Origin of the sequence: Streptomyces sp. NPDC050535 (genome assembly GCF_044457665.1) — a bacterium.
In the GTDB taxonomy this organism is placed as follows: Bacteria; Actinomycetota; Actinomycetes; order Streptomycetales; family Streptomycetaceae; genus Streptomyces.
This window is the reverse complement of record NZ_JBITHE010000037.1, coordinates 1-15,825: the sequence shown is the minus strand read 5'-3', so window position 1 is coordinate 15,825 and position 15,825 is coordinate 1. Positions and strand designations below refer to the sequence as shown.

Here is a 15,825-nt window from a genome sequence, read left to right as displayed (position 1 = left end):
CTACAGCAGCCCGTGCTCCTGTGCCCACTGCGCGACGGCCCCGGAGTTGCGCTGGGAGAACTGTTCGGGCCGGAGTTCCCCGGTGCGGGTGATGAGGCCGGTCTCGGGATAGCCGTAGGCCTGCAGCAGTTCGTCCGCGAGTGCGGCGGTGGCTTGAAGGAGACCGCGGTCAAGGTCGGCGAGGTTGTCCAGGAGCACGCCGGCATCGGCGGTCGCGCAGGAGTGGGACTCGCCTGTGAGGGGCCGCGGACGGCCGGTTGCCGGATCGATCCGGTCGACGCGGAACGGCGCGACGGGCGGTCGGTCGAGGTCCAGGACTCTGGCCTGGGTGGGATGGGCGGCGATGTCTGCCACCAGGGTGACGCTGACGTGTGCGAGACCGCTGGCACCCGCGCGGTCGCGCGCATGGGCGGCCAGAAAGGGGAGCGCGCAGAGAAGCGGATACACCACGTCTCCGGGTTCTGCGGTGTGCAGCTGGACGTCCTCGTATTCGTCCACGTGGATCCTCCCGTTCAGGCTGATCGCGATGGCTGCGCTGCCGTCGCGGTGCAGTTCTGCCCGGGCGGAGTACCGGCCGCTGCCTTCCGCCACGATCAGTCGGCGGGGGCCGACGGTCACGTTCCCGAAGTTGCGTCCTCCTTGGCCGAGATGGAGTTGCGTGGCCAGGAGTTCTTCCCGGTAGCGGATGAAGCGGTCTGAGTCGATGACCATGCCGCCGGCCTGCTCCGGGACCAGGGTGACGATCAGATGCGGTGTGGTCCGCGATGCCACGGCATCGACGAGGTCCTCTTCGACGTCGGCCAGGCGCCGGTCGCGCTCTGCGGCTGCTGTGTAGCGGGCACGGTAGGAGGTGGCCACGTCCGTCTCGGTGAGCCATTCGGTCTGGCTGCCGCCGCGCCGCGGATAGCGCAGACCGTCCCTGGAGAGTTTGGTCGGTCGGGCGGTGACGGCGTGGGGGGCGTACGGACTGCGGGAAACGGCGATCAGCAGGAATCCGGTGCCTGGTGCATCCGGATTGTGGACGGGAATGGCCTCGTAGGGGACAGGCGGTGCCGTGTTGTTCGCGATGACCTGACGGATATGCCGCAGGTGACGGTCGTCCAGGTCGACGTCGAAGACACGGCTGGGCACGCCCTTGTCCTCCGCCATCCCCAGGACGAGAACTCCGCCGGTGTGATTGGCGAAGGCAGCAACGTCCTTGGCCAACTCCTCACGGCTCTCGTCACCGCCGCTGTAGTGCTCGCGTTTGTAGTCGAGGTCCTCGCCCTCGGCCGCGTCGGTGTTGCCGACCAGTTCGGAAATGCTCCTGTAGTCCAGGTCGTTGAGCCGCCCGCCCAGCAGCCCTTCGAGCCGGCGAAGTCGCGTCACCATGGCCCGACCTTACTGTCGGCTCACGTCACTCGTGCTTCACTCGGCAACGGCCTGTCCGCTGCGGCGCGTAGCGTGCGGTTGTGCAACTTTCGAAGGCTGAGTTCATCGAGCGGCCGATCACCTTCGGCTACGACTTCCGTATGCGCTGCGAGGGCTGCGGCCGGACCTCAAGTCTGAGCGGCGCTGACTACCTCCTGCTCGACGCTGAGGCCGACGCGCGGATCAAGTGCCAGAACTGCGCGAGCTCGATTCACTTCGGGCCACTGGCTGTTGGCATTCGCGACCAGCACGATCCTGCACTCGACGACAGCATGCTCAACAGGTTCGCCTGGTACCACACCAGTACTTATGAGAACTGGCCGAGCACCGATTTCGAACGGGACGTGAGGGCTGCGTGCGCGACCGGCCACGCTCGTGCGCTGATGCGTGATCCCGAGCGCTACGTGCGCGGTCAACTCGACAATGCGCTCCACCTGGGCACCTACGAGGCGGCCATCGAGAACATGTACCGGCGCATGCGGAACCAGGACGACGAACGCTCGGCCTTCCACCTTTACCGCGTGCGCGTCAATATCGCGGAGGGCCGGGTCAACCCAAGGTTTCGCGATGAGAACGGCGAGCGGGCGGCAGACCTCAGCGTGACCGAGCTGACGGAGCACGGACTCGACGCCGTCCGCTACCTCAACGCGTGGGAGGCCTCGGGGTGCATTTCGCTGGCTGTCCGCCCCAGCGTCATCACCGCGGTCCAGACCGTCCCCCTCCCCAGTGCCCTGACCCCCGTTGCGGACCTGCCCCCTGAGATTCTGGACGTCATCGAAGATCTTGAGCGCCGGAACGGTGAGCCAGAGATTCCTGAGGAAATGCAGGACCGCGCTTACCGCCTCACCGAGGAACTTGAGGATGCCCTCGTTGCCCGTTTCCTGCCTGGCGTGAATCCGAAGGTCGCCGACGACTTCGCGCAGGCGGTCGGCTCGGCCCACGACCGAGGAGGCAGCGACTATCTCGGGCACGCTCGCCTCTTCGCGGCCCACGCCAGCCTGTTGACCGCTCCGGAGCAAGTACTGGGCCTCCTGGACGCGGCGCCGAACTCTCGACGCGACCTCGGGTAGTACGCGTCAGTATTGTCCGTGGGCACAGTGATCCCGCTGGGCGGACGGGCCGACTGAGTCCGGAACCGCTGAGCTTGTTTTTTATGGTTTGCGAGCTTTGGGTTGATTACGTTCAGCGATGCTGTCAGGGCGTCTGGTCGATTTACCCACGTCGTAACGGGTGGCGGGTCGCCGGTTCTTCGAGCCAAGTGGTCGTCCTGGTCCGAGAGTTGAGGGTTTGGGTGCACGGGCCGGACTGTGCAGGTGAGGGCGGAGGTTCCTGAACCCCCGGCGGACGCGGGCCGGGGTGAGCCGGGCGGGCTCAGCCCGTTTCTCCCAGGGGCGGCGGAGATCGGCCGCGGCCTCGCGGGTGAGGCGGAGTTGGGTATGCGCCGCGATCACGAGCCATGTCCACCGGTCTGCGGCCTCGGGGCTGCGGAGCTTGGGACGGGTCCATCCGAGCGTCTGCTTTACAAAACGGAAAGTATGTTCGAGATCGAATCGTCTCAGGAACGCTTGCCACCGCAGATCGACGTCCTCGCTGGTCATGCCGGTCTTGGAGGACCACAGCCAGACGGGCAGTGGGTCCCCTCCGCCGGGCAGGTGATCCACCGTCAGGCGGATCAGGGTGCCCTCGACGACGGGGAGTTCGCTGTCGTGGTCGATCCACGCGCTGCGGGTGGTGAGCCGCGGGTGGATGCGGTCCCAGGCCATCGCCTGGGCGGTGCCGTTCCGGTCGGTGACCTGCACCGTCTCGGCGTCCGGCTCACCCCAGGTGTCCGGCTTGGCGAAGCGGAACTCCTTGCCGTGCTTCGGCCGTCGCCCGCCCTGGGGATAGGCCAGGACGTACTCCTTGAGCGAGGGCGCCGGACGGCGCATCACCCGGTCCGCACGCATCCGTCCCAGGACCTCGACGGGGAGCCCGTCGAGGAGGTAGGCCATGCGTGGGGCGTCGTAGCCGGCGTCGAAGACGACCAGGATGTCGGCGTCACCGGTCTCCCACTGCCCCTGGCCGATCAGGTCGGTGACCACGCGGCGGACCTGGGCCGCGGTGACCTCGGCGGCATCGTCGTCGGGGCCGAGCCGTTGTGCGTCGAGCAGTTGGCACCACGACGTCCGCCCAGTCTCCAGCGCGGCGACAAATGAGTACGGCCAGCCGGGGATGAACTGGTCCGAGGAGCGTCCCGAGCGCCCGTAGACGTGGCAGAACAAGCGGTCCGCACTGGTAGGCGCGTCGGGACGCAGCCACGCGGAGACATCGACGGCCAGGACCAGGCGCCCGTCCGCGGCCTTGGGCTGCGGCAGCATGGCCAGCGCCTTGCGCAGCCTGGCCACGTCGATGCGGCCCTGATTGAGCGCGTCGTACAACGCGCCGTGCCCGCGCCGGTGCTCGGCCAGCAGCGTCAGATCGACCGGCGAGGTCGCCGGGCCGTCCTCGCAGAGCATCGCGTCGCACAGCTCGAACAGCGTGTCACCGCGCCGAGTCAGACATGTGTAGAGGTCCTCCCGAAAGTGGGCCGTGAAGTCGAACGCCTCGTCCCGGGCATCGTGATGCAGCAGACTCATCCATAGCGGTCTTCGCTCGATTCCGTACCTCTGTGACGGAGCACAGGATCATGTGAGGGCCGCTCTCGCGTCCGGCACTTCCCTCCACGAGCGGTCACGTTCGAGAGCCATTTCGATCGGGACTCAGTGTTCCTGGGTCAGCTGCGGAGCAGTGAGGCGTGGATGCGGGCGATGGCCCGCAGCACCTCATCGCGGTTCTTGGCCTGCTGCATCCATGCGGGCAGGCGGGCCACCACGGTCATCTTCCGCCCGTGGTCGTGCCAGGGAATCCCTTCGCGCAGCGACGCCTGTACGAATCGTCTGATCAGGTCCAGGTGTTCCAGGTTGTAGGCCCATACCCACCCGTGCCGGGTCTCGGTCTGCAGCCACAGACGGACACCGAAGTACGGATCTGTGGCCGGCTCGTACCGGCCCCGGTGCAAGGCCCCACCTCCACGGCTCCACTCCCTCGCCGCCCCGCAGCTCCGGCAGACGAGACGCCTTGGCGAAAAGAGGTCCGGATCGTGCACTCCGGCTGGCTCCGGTCCCACCACGACGTGCGCCGCCTTGTCGCAGCTGGGGCAGCGCACGAGAACGGACACGAGGAAGTCGTACTTCGTGCTCCGTGTGTCCCGGAACCGATGGCGTGTGGAGATCGGACTCATCGGACCAGTATGCGAGCCGAGCGGCGAAGGCCCCTACGGGTTAAATGCCAAGCTGAGCTTGTTCTTTTTCTTCCGGCCTCGAACGGTGTCTCGTACTGAGTCGCTCACCTGGGAGTTTGCCGGACGTGGGGGCGGCCTTCGTCTGATCATGTGCTCCGACCAAGGTGCATGTGACCAAGACGAGGGCCGTGAGGGTGAGTCTGCTGCCTGATGTTGCGCGGAGGGAAGCGTTCGCGGAAGCTTCACGCTTCCGGGGCGAGTTCTACGAGTGTCTGACCGCCCGGCGCGACGAGTTGTTCGAACTGGCGGACGCGGTGCTGTGTGCGGACGGTGCGGTGAAGTCCCCGGTGGACTTGACCCTGCTGCCCGAGCATCGTCGTGGGCACGGAGCGATGTACGGCGGCCTGAACCACGGCCGACTCGACACCGACCGGCTGCGGACGGTCCTGGCCGGCCTGCCGCTGCCGCGTTTCGACGGCGGGCGCCTGGTCCTGGCGGTCGACGTGTCGCCGTGGCTTCGCTCGGACGCGCCGTGCTCGGCGGAGCGCCTGTTCTGCCACGTCTACGACCGGGCGAAGACTGCCTCGCAGTTCATCCCGGGCTGGCCCTACTCCTTCGTGGCCGTTCTGGAGCCGGGCGCCAGGTCCTGGACCGCGATCCTGGACGCGGTCCGGCTCGGCCCGGCAGACGACGCGACCGCGGTCACCGCCGCCCAACTCCGAGGGGTCGTTGAAAGGCTCATCACCGCTGGCCAGTGGCAGGCTGGAAACCCGGACATCGTGATCGTCAGCGATGCCGGCTACGACGTCACCCGCCTGGCCTGGGTCCTGCGCGACCTGCCGGTCGAGCTGGTCGGCCGAATCCGCTCCGACCGCGTGATGCGGCTGCCGAAGCCACCGCGGACGCACGGCGTCAACGGCCGGCCGCCCAAGCACGGCCCGGAATTCCGCTTCACCAAGCCGGAGACCTGGCCCGAGCCCGCGATCACCACCGTCACCGACACCACCAACTACGGCAAGGCCGAAACCCAGGCATGGGACCGGGTCCACCCCCGGCTCACCCACCGCTCCTCATGGCTCCACCACGACGGTGAACTTCCCCTGATCGAGGGGACGTTGGTGCGGCTGAGAGTCGAGCATCTGTCGAAGGAACGGGATACTCCGCCACTGTGGTTATGGTCCTCCAAGACCGGTGCCACCCCAGACGACGTGGATCGCTTCTGGCAGGCATTTCTCCGCCGCTTCGACCTGGAGCACACCTTCCGCTTCGCGAAGCAGACCCTCGGAATGGACCACCCCGAAACTCCGAACCCCCGAGGCCGCGGACCGTTGGACCTGGATCCTGATCGTCGCCCACACCCAACTCCGGCTCGCCCGGCCCCTCGCCTCGGACCTCCGCCGGCCCTGGGAGAAACCGACCACCTCCGACCGGCTCACCCCGGCCCGGGTCCGCCGGGGGTTCAGGAACATCCGCGCCCACCTCGCCTGCCCGACCCGTGTTCCCAAACCGCGAGGCGCCGGCCCCGGACGGCCACCCGGCGCCAAGAACAAACACCCGGCACCCCGCTACGACGTCGGCAAGACCGTCAAACGCCCCGAAACCCTCAAGGCCATCGGCAAGCCCGGAAGATCTTGGTAGATAAAGAACAAGCTGAGAGGTCGTTTTCACCTGTTGTTTCATCCTTGGATGCGGCTTTGGTGTGCTGGTGTCGGGTCTCGCCAGGAGACGGTGCTCTCTCCGGTGAGACGGCGGGCCATCAGGTCGGTCATGGCGACGTGGATCATGGCTTCGGAGCGGTGTGGGTGGGTTTCGTAGTCGCGGGCCAGGCGGCGGTGCAGCATCAGCCAGCCGTAGGTCCGCTCGACGGCCCAGCGTTTCGGGATCGGGATGAATCCTCTGGTCCCGGGGGTACGTTGGACGATTTCGAGGTCGATGCCGAGGGTTGCGGCGTGCTCGACGAAGTGCTTGCGGTAGCCGCCGTCGACCCAGACCTTGCGCAGGCCGGGATGGTCGGCGGCAGCCTGTTCCAGGAGGGTGCGGCCGGCCGTGGAGTCCTGGACGCCGGCCGCGGTGACCAGCACTGCCAGCAGCAGGCCGAGGGTGTCGGTGATGATGCTGCGCTTGCGGCCGACGATCTTCTTGCCCGCGTCGATGCCCTGACTCCGCGCGGGGACACTGGTGGAGGTCTTGACGCTCTGTGCGTCGATCACGCAGGCGGACGGGGCGGCACTGCGGCCTTCCTGCTGTCGTACCAACTCCCGCAGCAGGCCGTTGAGCTGGGCGAAGACACCGTCCTTCTGCCACTTGGCGAAGTAACCGTAGACACTCTGGTGCGGCGGGAAGTCGTGTGGGAGGTAGGCCCATTGGCAGCCGGTGCGGTCCACGTACAGGATCGCGTTCATGATCTCGCGCAAGTCGTGCCGTGGCGGCCGGCCGAAGTCCAGGGCCCGGCCGCGGCGCTCGAAGCGCCAGGCGGAGAGCACCGGCTCGATCAACTCCCAGCGGGCGTCGGACAGGTCACTTGGATACGCACGGCGGTCCGTCATGACCTGGGCATACCGTCGCCCGGGGGCGTGCGCCCAGGCGTGCATCCTGCCGCGTCGAAGCACGGAACAGACCCGGGCGTCCTGGAATGAGACAGGCGTAAACAGATCTCCACCCCAGCCGTCACACCGCCAACCTCACCAAAAAGAACTGCCTCCACAGACTCACCAGCAACACACCGAGAGGCAGGGCAAATCAACTCAGAGCGCCGTACTCAAGGTGAAAACGACCTCTGAGAACCTGTCTTTAAACCTCCGTCGTCCGCGCGGAGCGCGGTCGGTACGTGCGATCGGTGTGCGGAGTCCCAGGCGCAAGGAGGGACAATCGACCGATTACGCCTCCCTATCGCTAGGACATTGGAGGTATCCAACCGGGAGGGAGGACAACCTCTGCAGGGACAGGGGTGCCGATGGCATCCAGGAGACTTTCCGGGGCCGAACCCGTCGCATCACTGAAATCCACCGTGCTGCCGGAGAACGTCGCCTCGATGAAGACCACCCTGCCGCCGGAGAACTCCGTCATCCAGAAGTCCGCCGTGCCGCTGGAGAACGTCGCCTCGCTGAAGTTCACCGTGCCGCCGGAGAATTCTGCCTGGCGAAAGTTCACCGTGCCGCCGGAGAACTCTGCCTCGCCGAAGTCCACCCATCCGCCGGAGAACTCCGTCCTCATGAAGTTCGCTGTGCCTCTGGAGAACGTCGTGTCGCTGAAGACCACTCTGCCGCCGGAGAACACCGCTCCGCTGAAGTCCATCGTGCAGCCGGAGAACACCGCGTCGCGAAATAACACCCTGTTGCGGGAGAACACCGCCCTGCTGAAGTTCACCGTGCCGCCGGAGAACACTGCCTTGTCGAAGTTCACCAAAGCGCCGGAGAACACCGCCCTCTGGAAGACCGTCCTACCGCTGGAGAACACCGCCCCGCTGAAGTCCACCAGGCCATCGGAGAACACTGCGTCGGCGAAGTTCACCGTGCCACGGGAGAACACCGCGCCGCGGAAGTCCATGCTGCCATCGATGCTGACTCCGATGAGATCAAGATTGCAGCCCTGCCACGAGCGGTGATCGCCTTCGGGAACGCGGTAGTGGTCCCCAATAAGGCGCAGGATCGTGTGCCGGACCTGGCGTAGTGCGAGGTACCGGTCTTTCTTGTCCTGATGGGACTCGCGCACCTCTTCTGAGGAGGTGACGGCGGGAGGGGCGCCGGGGTGACGAGGGAAGGGCAGGCGGAGGTAGGCGCACAGGACGTCCACGCAGGTCTGGCGCAGGTCTTGAGTGGGGGCGTCGTCGGCGAGCCCGGCGAGTGCGTGGACGCCGCCGAGTCGGACGGCGGGTGAATCTGAGCCGAGTTTGTCGACGGCCTGGGAGAAGCGCTCGGTGTGGAGCCGGGTGGCTTCTCTGTGGGCACCGGCCTCGTCTACGCGCTGGCGGCGGTAGGCAACGACCAGGGCGACGAGCGCACCGGCCCCAGCTACCACTCCGAAGGAGAGCTTCACCAGATCGAAGAGCGTCTCCGCGTCGAGCTTCGAGGTGCTGTCGATCTCCTTGAAGTCGAGCAGCTTCACCAGCCCGTAGAAGATGCCGCCTGCGAATAGGACCGCGGCTGCGAAGACGAGGGTCAGCGCCCGGCCTACCTCCCACAGCCGTAACTCCCGATCGTTCGGAGTTGATCGCGGCCTCTGGTTGGCTGTCATGAGGATGGAGACAGGGCGCGGAGTCCCGCGGTTGCAGGTGGAGCCCGTGGCATTGACAGATCACAGGGCACGCGTGACCGTTTTTCCCTCCTCAGAGCCTGTCTTCGACCCCTGGAACCTCTGCGGCTCAGCGGCGCCCCGACACAAGATCGCTTCGCATGGCGACCGTCGTCTGTAGTCGAAAGTGCAGGTACTGATTGGTGAGTTCCGTGAACTCGGGGGTGTCGAGCGTTGCGCCCGTACTGACGGCGCGGCCGGTCCTACCGAATCGACAGGCTGAACGTTCCCGCCGAGCAGTACCCCGACATCTCAACCCTGGGGATCAACTTCCTCAACAGCGCTACCGGAAAACCCAGCGCGCACTGGCCCGCGACCGGCTGGACCGTGTGCATCGACGCAGCCTGGAAATCCGAGCTACTGGTACGCCTCGCAGAAGAAGGCATCGACCACGACTCCATGTACCCGCCCCTCGGCGAAGTCCGCCGCCTCGCCCTCAAGGTGGCCCGAGACACGGTGGACCGACTCGCCTGACGATGAGGTGGGGGCCAGGGATACACAGACGCGCTACCGGTGCCCCCCGCTGCCTCACGCCGTCTCGTCACTCGTGGCGGACCGATCACCTGCGTCCTCGTGGAGGCTGGCTTCGGGTGGCTGAGTGCCGGGTGGGTGGGCATACTGGTGGTGGACGCTTTTGCGTACAGGTGCAGAAGGCCCCGGCAATCCCGCCGGGGCCTCGCTGCGTTCCGGGCGTTGGTCAGGCGACCGCGTGCAGTCCGCCCTTGCCGGGCTTGGGCGGGCGTTTGGCGTAGCCGGGGACCTTGATGGGGGGAGGACCGCCGATGGCGAGCTGCTGGGTCATGGACTTCTCCAGCTCGGTCTGGGATTCGTAGCCGGCCACGGCGGGGTTGAGGGCGTAGCGGTGGCCGCGGCCGCCCCCCGAGCGGAGCACGATGCCTCGTTCGACGAGGAGGGCCATGGCGCGGCTCATGGAGGCCTGGCCGACGCCGAGGATCTCGTCGATCTCGGACTGCTTCATCCCGACGTTCCCGCCGGCGTCCTGGTGCTCGACCATCACCGACAGGACGTCGATCGCCGTGGGGGTGAGCTGCAGCTGGTAGAGCATGCCGAACAGCCCGGTGGTTTGGAACAGCATGACGGGGATCCCTTCGGTCAGCCGACCTCAGACCTGGGGAACAGGCTGAGCTCGGGTGCGAGTTCGTCGGGGAACTTGGAGTCCAGTGCGAGTGCCCGCAGCTCGGCCAGGAAGTCGTGCTGCTCCTGGCCGTTCCCGTTATACGCGACGCGGGGGTTGAGCTGGTAGCTCGACCGCTTGACCTTGCGGACGAGGTTCTTCTCGCAGAGCGAGTCGAGTGCGTGGCCGATACTGGTGCGCTTGACGCCGATCTCGTCGGCGAGTTCGGCGTGGGTGGCCTCGATCTTGCCCTTCTTCTGACGGCCGATCATGTTGGCCAGGACGGCGGCCTGCAGTTTGCTGATGATGTTGTGCATCAGGCAGTAGGGCAGGACGCGGCGCAGGAAGTAGTTGCTGACGAGGCTGTAGCCGTTGGAGCCGAGCATGTCGTGCGGGGGCCGCCGGTAGACGGTGGCCTTCACCTCGTGGACCGGCCCTTTGCCGAACTGCTCGGCGATCAGCCGGGCAAGGTCCTTGCCGTCGCCGGCTCCAACAGCCCTGACCGGCGCGGCCGGTTGCTGGTTCGGTGGCCCCGCGCGGCGCCCGCGCAGTGGTCGTGCCGCTTCTCCCATGAGGATGATCCTTTCGCATACAGGTGATCGGCACTGTACGGCAAAAGATGCGGGTAGCCGCAAGTTACACGCCGCAGAGTTGCTGATCGTCGCAAGTTTGTGTCGGCCAGTGCCGACATGGGCTCTACCGAGGTGCACAGTGCACCAGCCGGCCCAGGTTGCTAGGTGCCAGGAATCGGCGGTCTGCTGTGCTGCCGCTGCTCAGTACGGCGGCGTTGCTCGGCAGCGAGCCGTTTGACCTTGCGACGGACTCGGTCACCGAAGGCTGCTGGATCGAGTGCGCCGGCGGCGGCCGCTGCCTCGGTCCAGGTGGTGCCCTCGCCTTCGGCGTACGCGAACACGGCCTGTCGCTCGGCTGGTTTCAGGGCGCGCAGCACCTTGTTGAGCCGTTCGTCCACGAACACTCCATCCACTGTGTGGGCGAGCAGGTCGGCGTCGGGGGCCACCAGGTCGTACAGACAGAGCCCACCGAGGTCGGCGTCGAGGGACAGCACGCGTCCGTGGCGGGTGCGGCGCCGCCACAGTGGTAGCAGCTGCCGGTGCACAGTTCGGGCTTCCGCCTTCAGGAAACCCAGAGCAGTGCAGGGTAGATGCCCGGTGTCCCAGAGAGCGTCGCTCCAGGGGCCGAGCAGTGCCATCTCGTGTGCTTCCCGCCATCCATGGCCCTGCGGCAGCACGAGAGTGGCTGCGACCGTCTGGACAACCTTCTCCGCGTCTCGTGACAGAAGGTTGGACGGGTACATCAGGAGGTCACGCGCTCGGAGGAGCTTGATCATGTCGTGGGCAGGCGGATCCCCGTGCTCATCGTCTGACAGGTCAAGGCCAGCGGGCATCAGCACGAGGCTGTCGCACGACGTCACAACCTTTGCCTGACCCTCCCCGTCCGATACCGCTGGCTCTCGCGGGGGCATGCTTGTCGACCACGTCTCAACACGGCACTGGTCTGCGCCGTGCCATGTGAGGAGGCCGGACCGGTCAGACTCGGCGGCCGCGGCTGCGCTCTCGTTCACTAGCGTCTTACTCCTGTGTCGGGGTGGACTGTGCACTTCTCGGTCCTGGCAGGAAGCACTACCGGCAAAAAATCTTGAACGCATGTGCCGGAGGGGTGCGTGAAGAGGCGGCATGTCTATCGGAGCGGCCTCCAGAACTGGATCAGACACGACGCGCAAGCCGAAGGGCAGTCGCCACGAGGTCTGTAGTAGTCGCTGAGCCGGGGCCCTGATAGAGCGACAGCCCGGCCCAGCTCAGGAGCTATTCGGCTACGCGCGGATCCACCTGATGCAGCGGAGAAGCGAAAGACCGACGCCCACGGCTGCGAGTTCGTGGACTGCCGGAACATTGTGCAGGAGGTAGAAGAGGGCGCCGGCGGTGAGGGCATCAGCAAGGCTGGGCCGCTTCCACTCGAAGCGCCATCCGCCTTTCCATCGCTGTGGTTCCATGAGTGGTCCTTCTGTGTCGCCCCGTGAGGTGAGGTGGAGGGTGTTGAGGGGGTCGCCTGCCGGGGCGGCCCCCTCTTTCCGTTCCTGGGGAGGACGCTAAACCTGAGTGCACGCATGCGGTAACGACATGTACGGAAATGCCATGTGGCGACCGACAGATGACCGATGAAGTCCACCAGATGATCGATTGGTTGAGTTTGGCCGGTATGAATGACCCGATGCGGCGTGCTGCGCTATCGGAGGGCATAGAGGTGGTACCGAAACGCCGCAGATACGCATCGAGGCCGAGGAACCGCAGTCCAGCAGCGCCACTCCCCGTCCGTCGCATGAAGATGACGCGTTGTTGGCAGGCTGGATCGGCAACTGTCCGGTGGCGCTCGATCGCCCTTCCGGCAGGGCACTGCCAAAGAGGCGCGGACCCGCCGGAACTCCTGCGGCCGCCTTCGGTGCAGCGGTCAAATGATCCTCATGTCGAACCGACGCAGCCAGCAGCTCCGCCGGGCCGGCGCACGAGCTTCGCGGGGACGCTCCTCTCCCGCCGTCGCCCGTCGCTCGCCAGCCATGCCGCCGCCCCGGACAACGCCAGCGACAGTCCGCCCGGCCGCACCCAGGCGAACAACGGCCGATCCTGAGGCAAGCTCCCAGCCGGACGCTCCGCCAAACCACGGGCTGGACTGGGCCCGCCGCATCGAACTGGGCGCCGTAGTGCTCGGTGTTCTCCTCTCATCCCTCATCGCGGCAGCCGGCATCTGGTACTCCAACGGCCAGGTCACCCAGGAAATGGGCATCGCTCAGGAGGGACAGATCACCGACCGGTACACCCGGGCGGTAGAGAACCTCGGCGACGATGCGATGGACGTCCGTCTCGGCGGTATCTACGCCCTGCAGCGCATCATGGAGGATTCCCCACGTGACCACCCCACCATCGCCGATGTCCTGGCCACCTACGTCCGTACTCACGGCAGCAGGGCCCCTAAAAAGGGCGATGACGTAGCGGCCGACGTGCTCGCCGCAGTAACAGTCCTCGTTCACCGCGACTCCACCCGCGACGAGTCCTTCGTCCTCGACCTACGAGACGCTCGCCTGCCCGGCATCGAGCTCCAACCGCGTCGGCCCGGCGGACCAGTTGCAGACCTGGCTGGCGCGAACTTGACTGGCGCGAACTTGACTGGCGCGGACCTGACTGGCGCGGACCTGACTGGCGCGGACCTGTCTTTCACAGACCTGGCTGGCGCGAACTTGTATGAAGCGGACCTGACCAGCGCGGACCTGGGTCAAGCGACTGTGTACGGCACGAGGCTGAACGGCGCAGACCTCACTCGCGCGACCCTGGCCAACACGAATCTCAAGGACGCGGAGCTGTACCGCGCCACCCTCTACGACACGAACCTGGACGGGGCGGACCTGACCCGCGCCGTCCTGGCTTTCGCGAATCTCACTCTCGCGAGCCTCGGCGAAGGGAACCTGACGCACGCAGACCTGACGCACACGAATCTGACCCGCGCCGTCCTGGCTGAAGCGAACCTGACTGACGTGGACCTGACCGAAGCGAATATGACCGAAACGGATTTGCATGGAGCGGACCTGACTCGCGCGGACCTGACTCACGCAAGACTGGACGTCGTGGATTTCACTAGGGCGAATCTCAGTGGAACGAATTTTGGCGACGTATACATGAAGTATGTCGATTTGGAGGGGGCGGACCTGTCTGGCGCTGATCTGAGACGCGTGGTCCTGTCGGGCGTGGACCTACTTCGCGCGAACCTGTATGCGGATACCAGGCTTCCCCCTGATCTGGCCAGAGATCCAGCCGTCAAGGCACGGATTGCCGAGCTCGAAGAGAAGGACCGCTAAAGCTTCGCGGTAAGCCGAGATAGACCGCTCCGGTACCCCCTTCTTCGCTGCAGCACAAAGGAGGGGGTACCGAAAAGCCCTAGGTGTATCCACTGCTTGGGTGTCTGCTTTCATCGCCGCACTTCCGGGGGCTTCCGGCGAGCTCCGCTGACGGTGCCGGCTGACCTTCGGCCTGCTGGAGGGGTCCGTGCCGGGTTTTCCGGGGAGGCATACGGTCGGAAGCCGGAAGTGTGGAGTCTGGCTCGGAGGTCGGGACCGGGTGGTCTGGCGCCTGGACAGGGCAGGGGGGCAGCGTGGAGGGGCATGCGCCGCGGTTCCGGGAGGAGTTGTCGCGGACCTACCGGGCGGCGGGGTCGCCCACCTTGAAGAAGTTGGTCGCCCGTGGCGGGCGCCGCTATGCCCTCTTCCACGAGGCCGGCGATCCGGCCGGCCTGGCGGACGCTCTGCGCCACATAGGCGACACCTGGTGCGGACTTGGTCGACCCGAACTTGCTGAGACCGCCTACCAGACCGCAGTGACGTACTACCGAATGGTCAACGACACCGCCGGGGCCGCGGCGGTGCTGGGCTCACTCGGCACCACACACGCTGCGCTGGGACATCTCGAGGAGGCGATCGAGTCGTTGATGACCGCGACCGACTACGCGGCCCTCAACCGTGACGTGGGAGGCCACATCATCGGCTTGTTCAATCTCGGACTGGCCTTCTACAGCGCTGGACGATCACGGGAGTCCATGGAACATCTCCGAGCCGCGGAACGGCAGGCACGGATGTTCCTGTACCACGAGCATCTGTTGGGAACTGTCCTGCTGCGTCTCGGCCTGGTGCTCCAGGGCCGCGGACGGCTCCGAGCCGCGTACACAGCATTCGCGGAGAGTGTCGATGTCTTCCGCGAACTAGGTGACGCCAAGCGTCTAGCCGAGGCTGAACGGACGCTCACGCGGCTGCACCGGATCATGGAACGTCGACGGCTCAGGCGTAAGCGCCGACGGTAGACACGCAACCACCTAGGACACTCCTTCAGAGCGGGCAAAACTTGCGCGGAGACGCATGTTCCTTAGGAATCTTGTGACGAGTCGCAACTTTCACTGCCTGACGCCGACAGCCGCCGACACCCCTACAACCTGAATGTCGGCGGACACCGACATTCAGGTTCACAAAACCGCAGGTCAGAGGCCTGTTTCTCAAAACGCCTCTTAACTAAAGAACAAGCCCAGGTACCTCCGTTGCCTGCTTCTTCTCCTGAGCTCACCAACTAACCCTGGACTAAGCCAAGTTGCCGCCAAGCGTTGTTTGGTACGGGGGCGGCAACGGGGCGGGGTCGCTTCGGGGAAAAGGTTTCGGGGTGGTTAGTCGGTGCGGGTGTGGGGGTGTGTCAGGCGCTCGTGTACGGGCGCCCCGTGGAGCGGGCGGGGTGTGGGTGCCCAGAGGGCGCCCACACCCTCTCAGTGCTCCTGGAACGTTTCCTGATTGTCCATCACCTTTTTTATCTGTTCCCGTGGGTTGAGCCCGGAGGGCTCAACCCACCTTGGAATTCCGTGGTTTAATAGTCCCAAAGGAATTCCGTGTATTCCCATCTTCTTCTAGTGTCAGGGAATTCGGAGAATCCCTGACACCCCCAGGAAGGGACTGGAAGGCCCGACTCGCCTCCGGCACCAGAAAACCCGCCTGACACCCTCTCAAAAACTATCCACAAACCTCAACACCCCCCACACACAACGCATTTCGTGCCGGAGGCACGCACCCTTTATGGAATAGGGCCGGAGGCCAATTCCATAAAGGGCTCCGCCGGAGGCGGCTGTTTCGCGCGGGGACGCGCGAAACGAGCGGAGCGAGTATTCGGCTTCCGGAGGAAGAGCGAAGCGG

13 protein-coding genes and 1 pseudogene are annotated in these 15,825 nt (G+C 65.9%); 5 read left to right on the top strand and 9 right to left on the bottom strand.

The genetic code is table 11. The annotated features are described in order from the left end of the window. Positions 1-1,371: a helix-turn-helix domain-containing protein gene (locus tag ACIBLC_RS39495; RefSeq protein ID WP_399216323.1), complete on the bottom strand. Its 1,371-nt coding sequence runs from the start codon at positions 1,369-1,371 to the stop codon at positions 1-3. 80 nt (positions 1,372-1,451) lie between these two features. Between ACIBLC_RS39495 and ACIBLC_RS39490 the strand changes: the two genes are divergently transcribed. Next, on the top strand, positions 1,452-2,480 hold the full coding sequence (locus ACIBLC_RS39490) for a hypothetical protein (protein WP_399216322.1): 1,029 nt from the start codon (positions 1,452-1,454) through the stop codon (positions 2,478-2,480). A gap of 81 nt (positions 2,481-2,561) precedes the next feature. Here the strand turns inward: ACIBLC_RS39490 and ACIBLC_RS39485 are convergent, their stop codons facing one another. Both ACIBLC_RS39485 and ACIBLC_RS39480 read right to left on the bottom strand, forming a co-directional pair. Further along, the gene (locus tag ACIBLC_RS39485) at positions 2,562-4,025 is read right to left on the bottom strand and encodes an NF041680 family putative transposase (RefSeq protein ID WP_399216321.1); all 1,464 of its coding nucleotides are present in this window, start codon (positions 4,023-4,025) and stop codon (positions 2,562-2,564) included. Positions 4,026-4,162: 137 nt separating this feature from the next. Then, the gene (locus tag ACIBLC_RS39480; RefSeq protein WP_399216320.1) at positions 4,163-4,669 is read right to left on the bottom strand and encodes a hypothetical protein; all 507 of its coding nucleotides are present in this window, start codon (positions 4,667-4,669) and stop codon (positions 4,163-4,165) included. Positions 4,670-4,863: 194 nt separating this feature from the next. Between ACIBLC_RS39480 and ACIBLC_RS39475 the strand changes: the two are divergent. After that, positions 4,864-6,307 (top strand): annotated as a pseudogene (locus ACIBLC_RS39475) (NF041680 family putative transposase). A gap of 38 nt (positions 6,308-6,345) precedes the next feature. Here the strand turns inward: ACIBLC_RS39475 and ACIBLC_RS39470 are convergent. Further along, positions 6,346-7,215, bottom strand: a complete 870-nt coding sequence (locus ACIBLC_RS39470; RefSeq protein ID WP_399216319.1) for an IS5 family transposase — start codon at positions 7,213-7,215, stop codon at positions 6,346-6,348. Positions 7,216-7,561: 346 nt separating this feature from the next. Next, positions 7,562-8,902, bottom strand: coding sequence for a pentapeptide repeat-containing protein (locus ACIBLC_RS39465; protein WP_399216318.1), 1,341 nt, complete (start codon positions 8,900-8,902; stop codon positions 7,562-7,564). A gap of 384 nt (positions 8,903-9,286) precedes the next feature. Here ACIBLC_RS39465 and ACIBLC_RS39460 point away from each other — a divergent pair, with 384 nt between their 5' ends. Then, positions 9,287-9,433, top strand: a complete 147-nt coding sequence (locus tag ACIBLC_RS39460; RefSeq protein ID WP_399216317.1) for a hypothetical protein — start codon at positions 9,287-9,289, stop codon at positions 9,431-9,433. A 223-nt stretch (positions 9,434-9,656) separates the two neighbouring features. On the opposite strand, the gene ACIBLC_RS39455 is transcribed toward ACIBLC_RS39460, so the two are convergent. The 4 genes from ACIBLC_RS39455 to ACIBLC_RS39440 form a co-directional block, all read right to left on the bottom strand. Then, positions 9,657-10,055 (bottom strand): hypothetical protein, encoded by a 399-nt coding sequence (locus tag ACIBLC_RS39455; protein ID WP_399216316.1) that lies wholly within the window; start codon positions 10,053-10,055, stop codon positions 9,657-9,659. A 17-nt stretch (positions 10,056-10,072) separates the two neighbouring features. After that, positions 10,073-10,666, bottom strand: coding sequence for a replication/maintenance protein RepL (locus ACIBLC_RS39450; protein ID WP_399216315.1), 594 nt, complete (start codon positions 10,664-10,666; stop codon positions 10,073-10,075). A 161-nt stretch (positions 10,667-10,827) separates the two neighbouring features. Then, entirely contained in the window at positions 10,828-11,499 is a 672-nt protein-coding gene (locus ACIBLC_RS39445; protein WP_399216314.1) for a hypothetical protein, read from the bottom strand. Positions 11,500-11,925: 426 nt separating this feature from the next. Beyond that, entirely contained in the window at positions 11,926-12,105 is a 180-nt protein-coding gene (locus ACIBLC_RS39440; RefSeq protein ID WP_399216313.1) for a hypothetical protein, read from the bottom strand. A 705-nt stretch (positions 12,106-12,810) separates the two neighbouring features. On the opposite strand from ACIBLC_RS39440, the gene ACIBLC_RS39435 reads away from it, so the two are divergent. Continuing rightward, positions 12,811-13,959, top strand: coding sequence for a pentapeptide repeat-containing protein (locus ACIBLC_RS39435; RefSeq protein WP_399216312.1), 1,149 nt, complete (start codon positions 12,811-12,813; stop codon positions 13,957-13,959). Positions 13,960-14,252: 293 nt separating this feature from the next. Beyond that, positions 14,253-14,954, top strand: a complete 702-nt coding sequence (locus ACIBLC_RS39430) for a tetratricopeptide repeat protein (RefSeq protein ID WP_399216311.1) — start codon at positions 14,253-14,255, stop codon at positions 14,952-14,954. Positions 14,955-15,825 lie beyond the last annotated feature (871 nt).

Coding starts and splice junctions, on each gene's coding strand:
- ACIBLC_RS39485 (WP_399216321.1), bottom strand. CDS start 4,025: ATGAGTCTGCTGCATCACGATGCCCGGGACGAGGCGTTCGACTTCACG.
- ACIBLC_RS39450 (WP_399216315.1), bottom strand. CDS start 10,666: ATGGGAGAAGCGGCACGACCACTGCGCGGGCGCCGCGCGGGGCCACCG.
- ACIBLC_RS39440 (WP_399216313.1), bottom strand. CDS start 12,105: ATGGAACCACAGCGATGGAAAGGCGGATGGCGCTTCGAGTGGAAGCGG.
- ACIBLC_RS39495 (WP_399216323.1), bottom strand. CDS start 1,371: ATGGTGACGCGACTTCGCCGGCTCGAAGGGCTGCTGGGCGGGCGGCTC.
- ACIBLC_RS39480 (WP_399216320.1), bottom strand. CDS start 4,669: ATGAGTCCGATCTCCACACGCCATCGGTTCCGGGACACACGGAGCACG.
- ACIBLC_RS39455 (WP_399216316.1), bottom strand. CDS start 10,055: ATGCTGTTCCAAACCACCGGGCTGTTCGGCATGCTCTACCAGCTGCAG.
- ACIBLC_RS39470 (WP_399216319.1), bottom strand. CDS start 7,215: ATGACGGACCGCCGTGCGTATCCAAGTGACCTGTCCGACGCCCGCTGG.
- ACIBLC_RS39465 (WP_399216318.1), bottom strand. CDS start 8,902: ATGACAGCCAACCAGAGGCCGCGATCAACTCCGAACGATCGGGAGTTA.
- ACIBLC_RS39445 (WP_399216314.1), bottom strand. CDS start 11,499: ATGCCCGCTGGCCTTGACCTGTCAGACGATGAGCACGGGGATCCGCCT.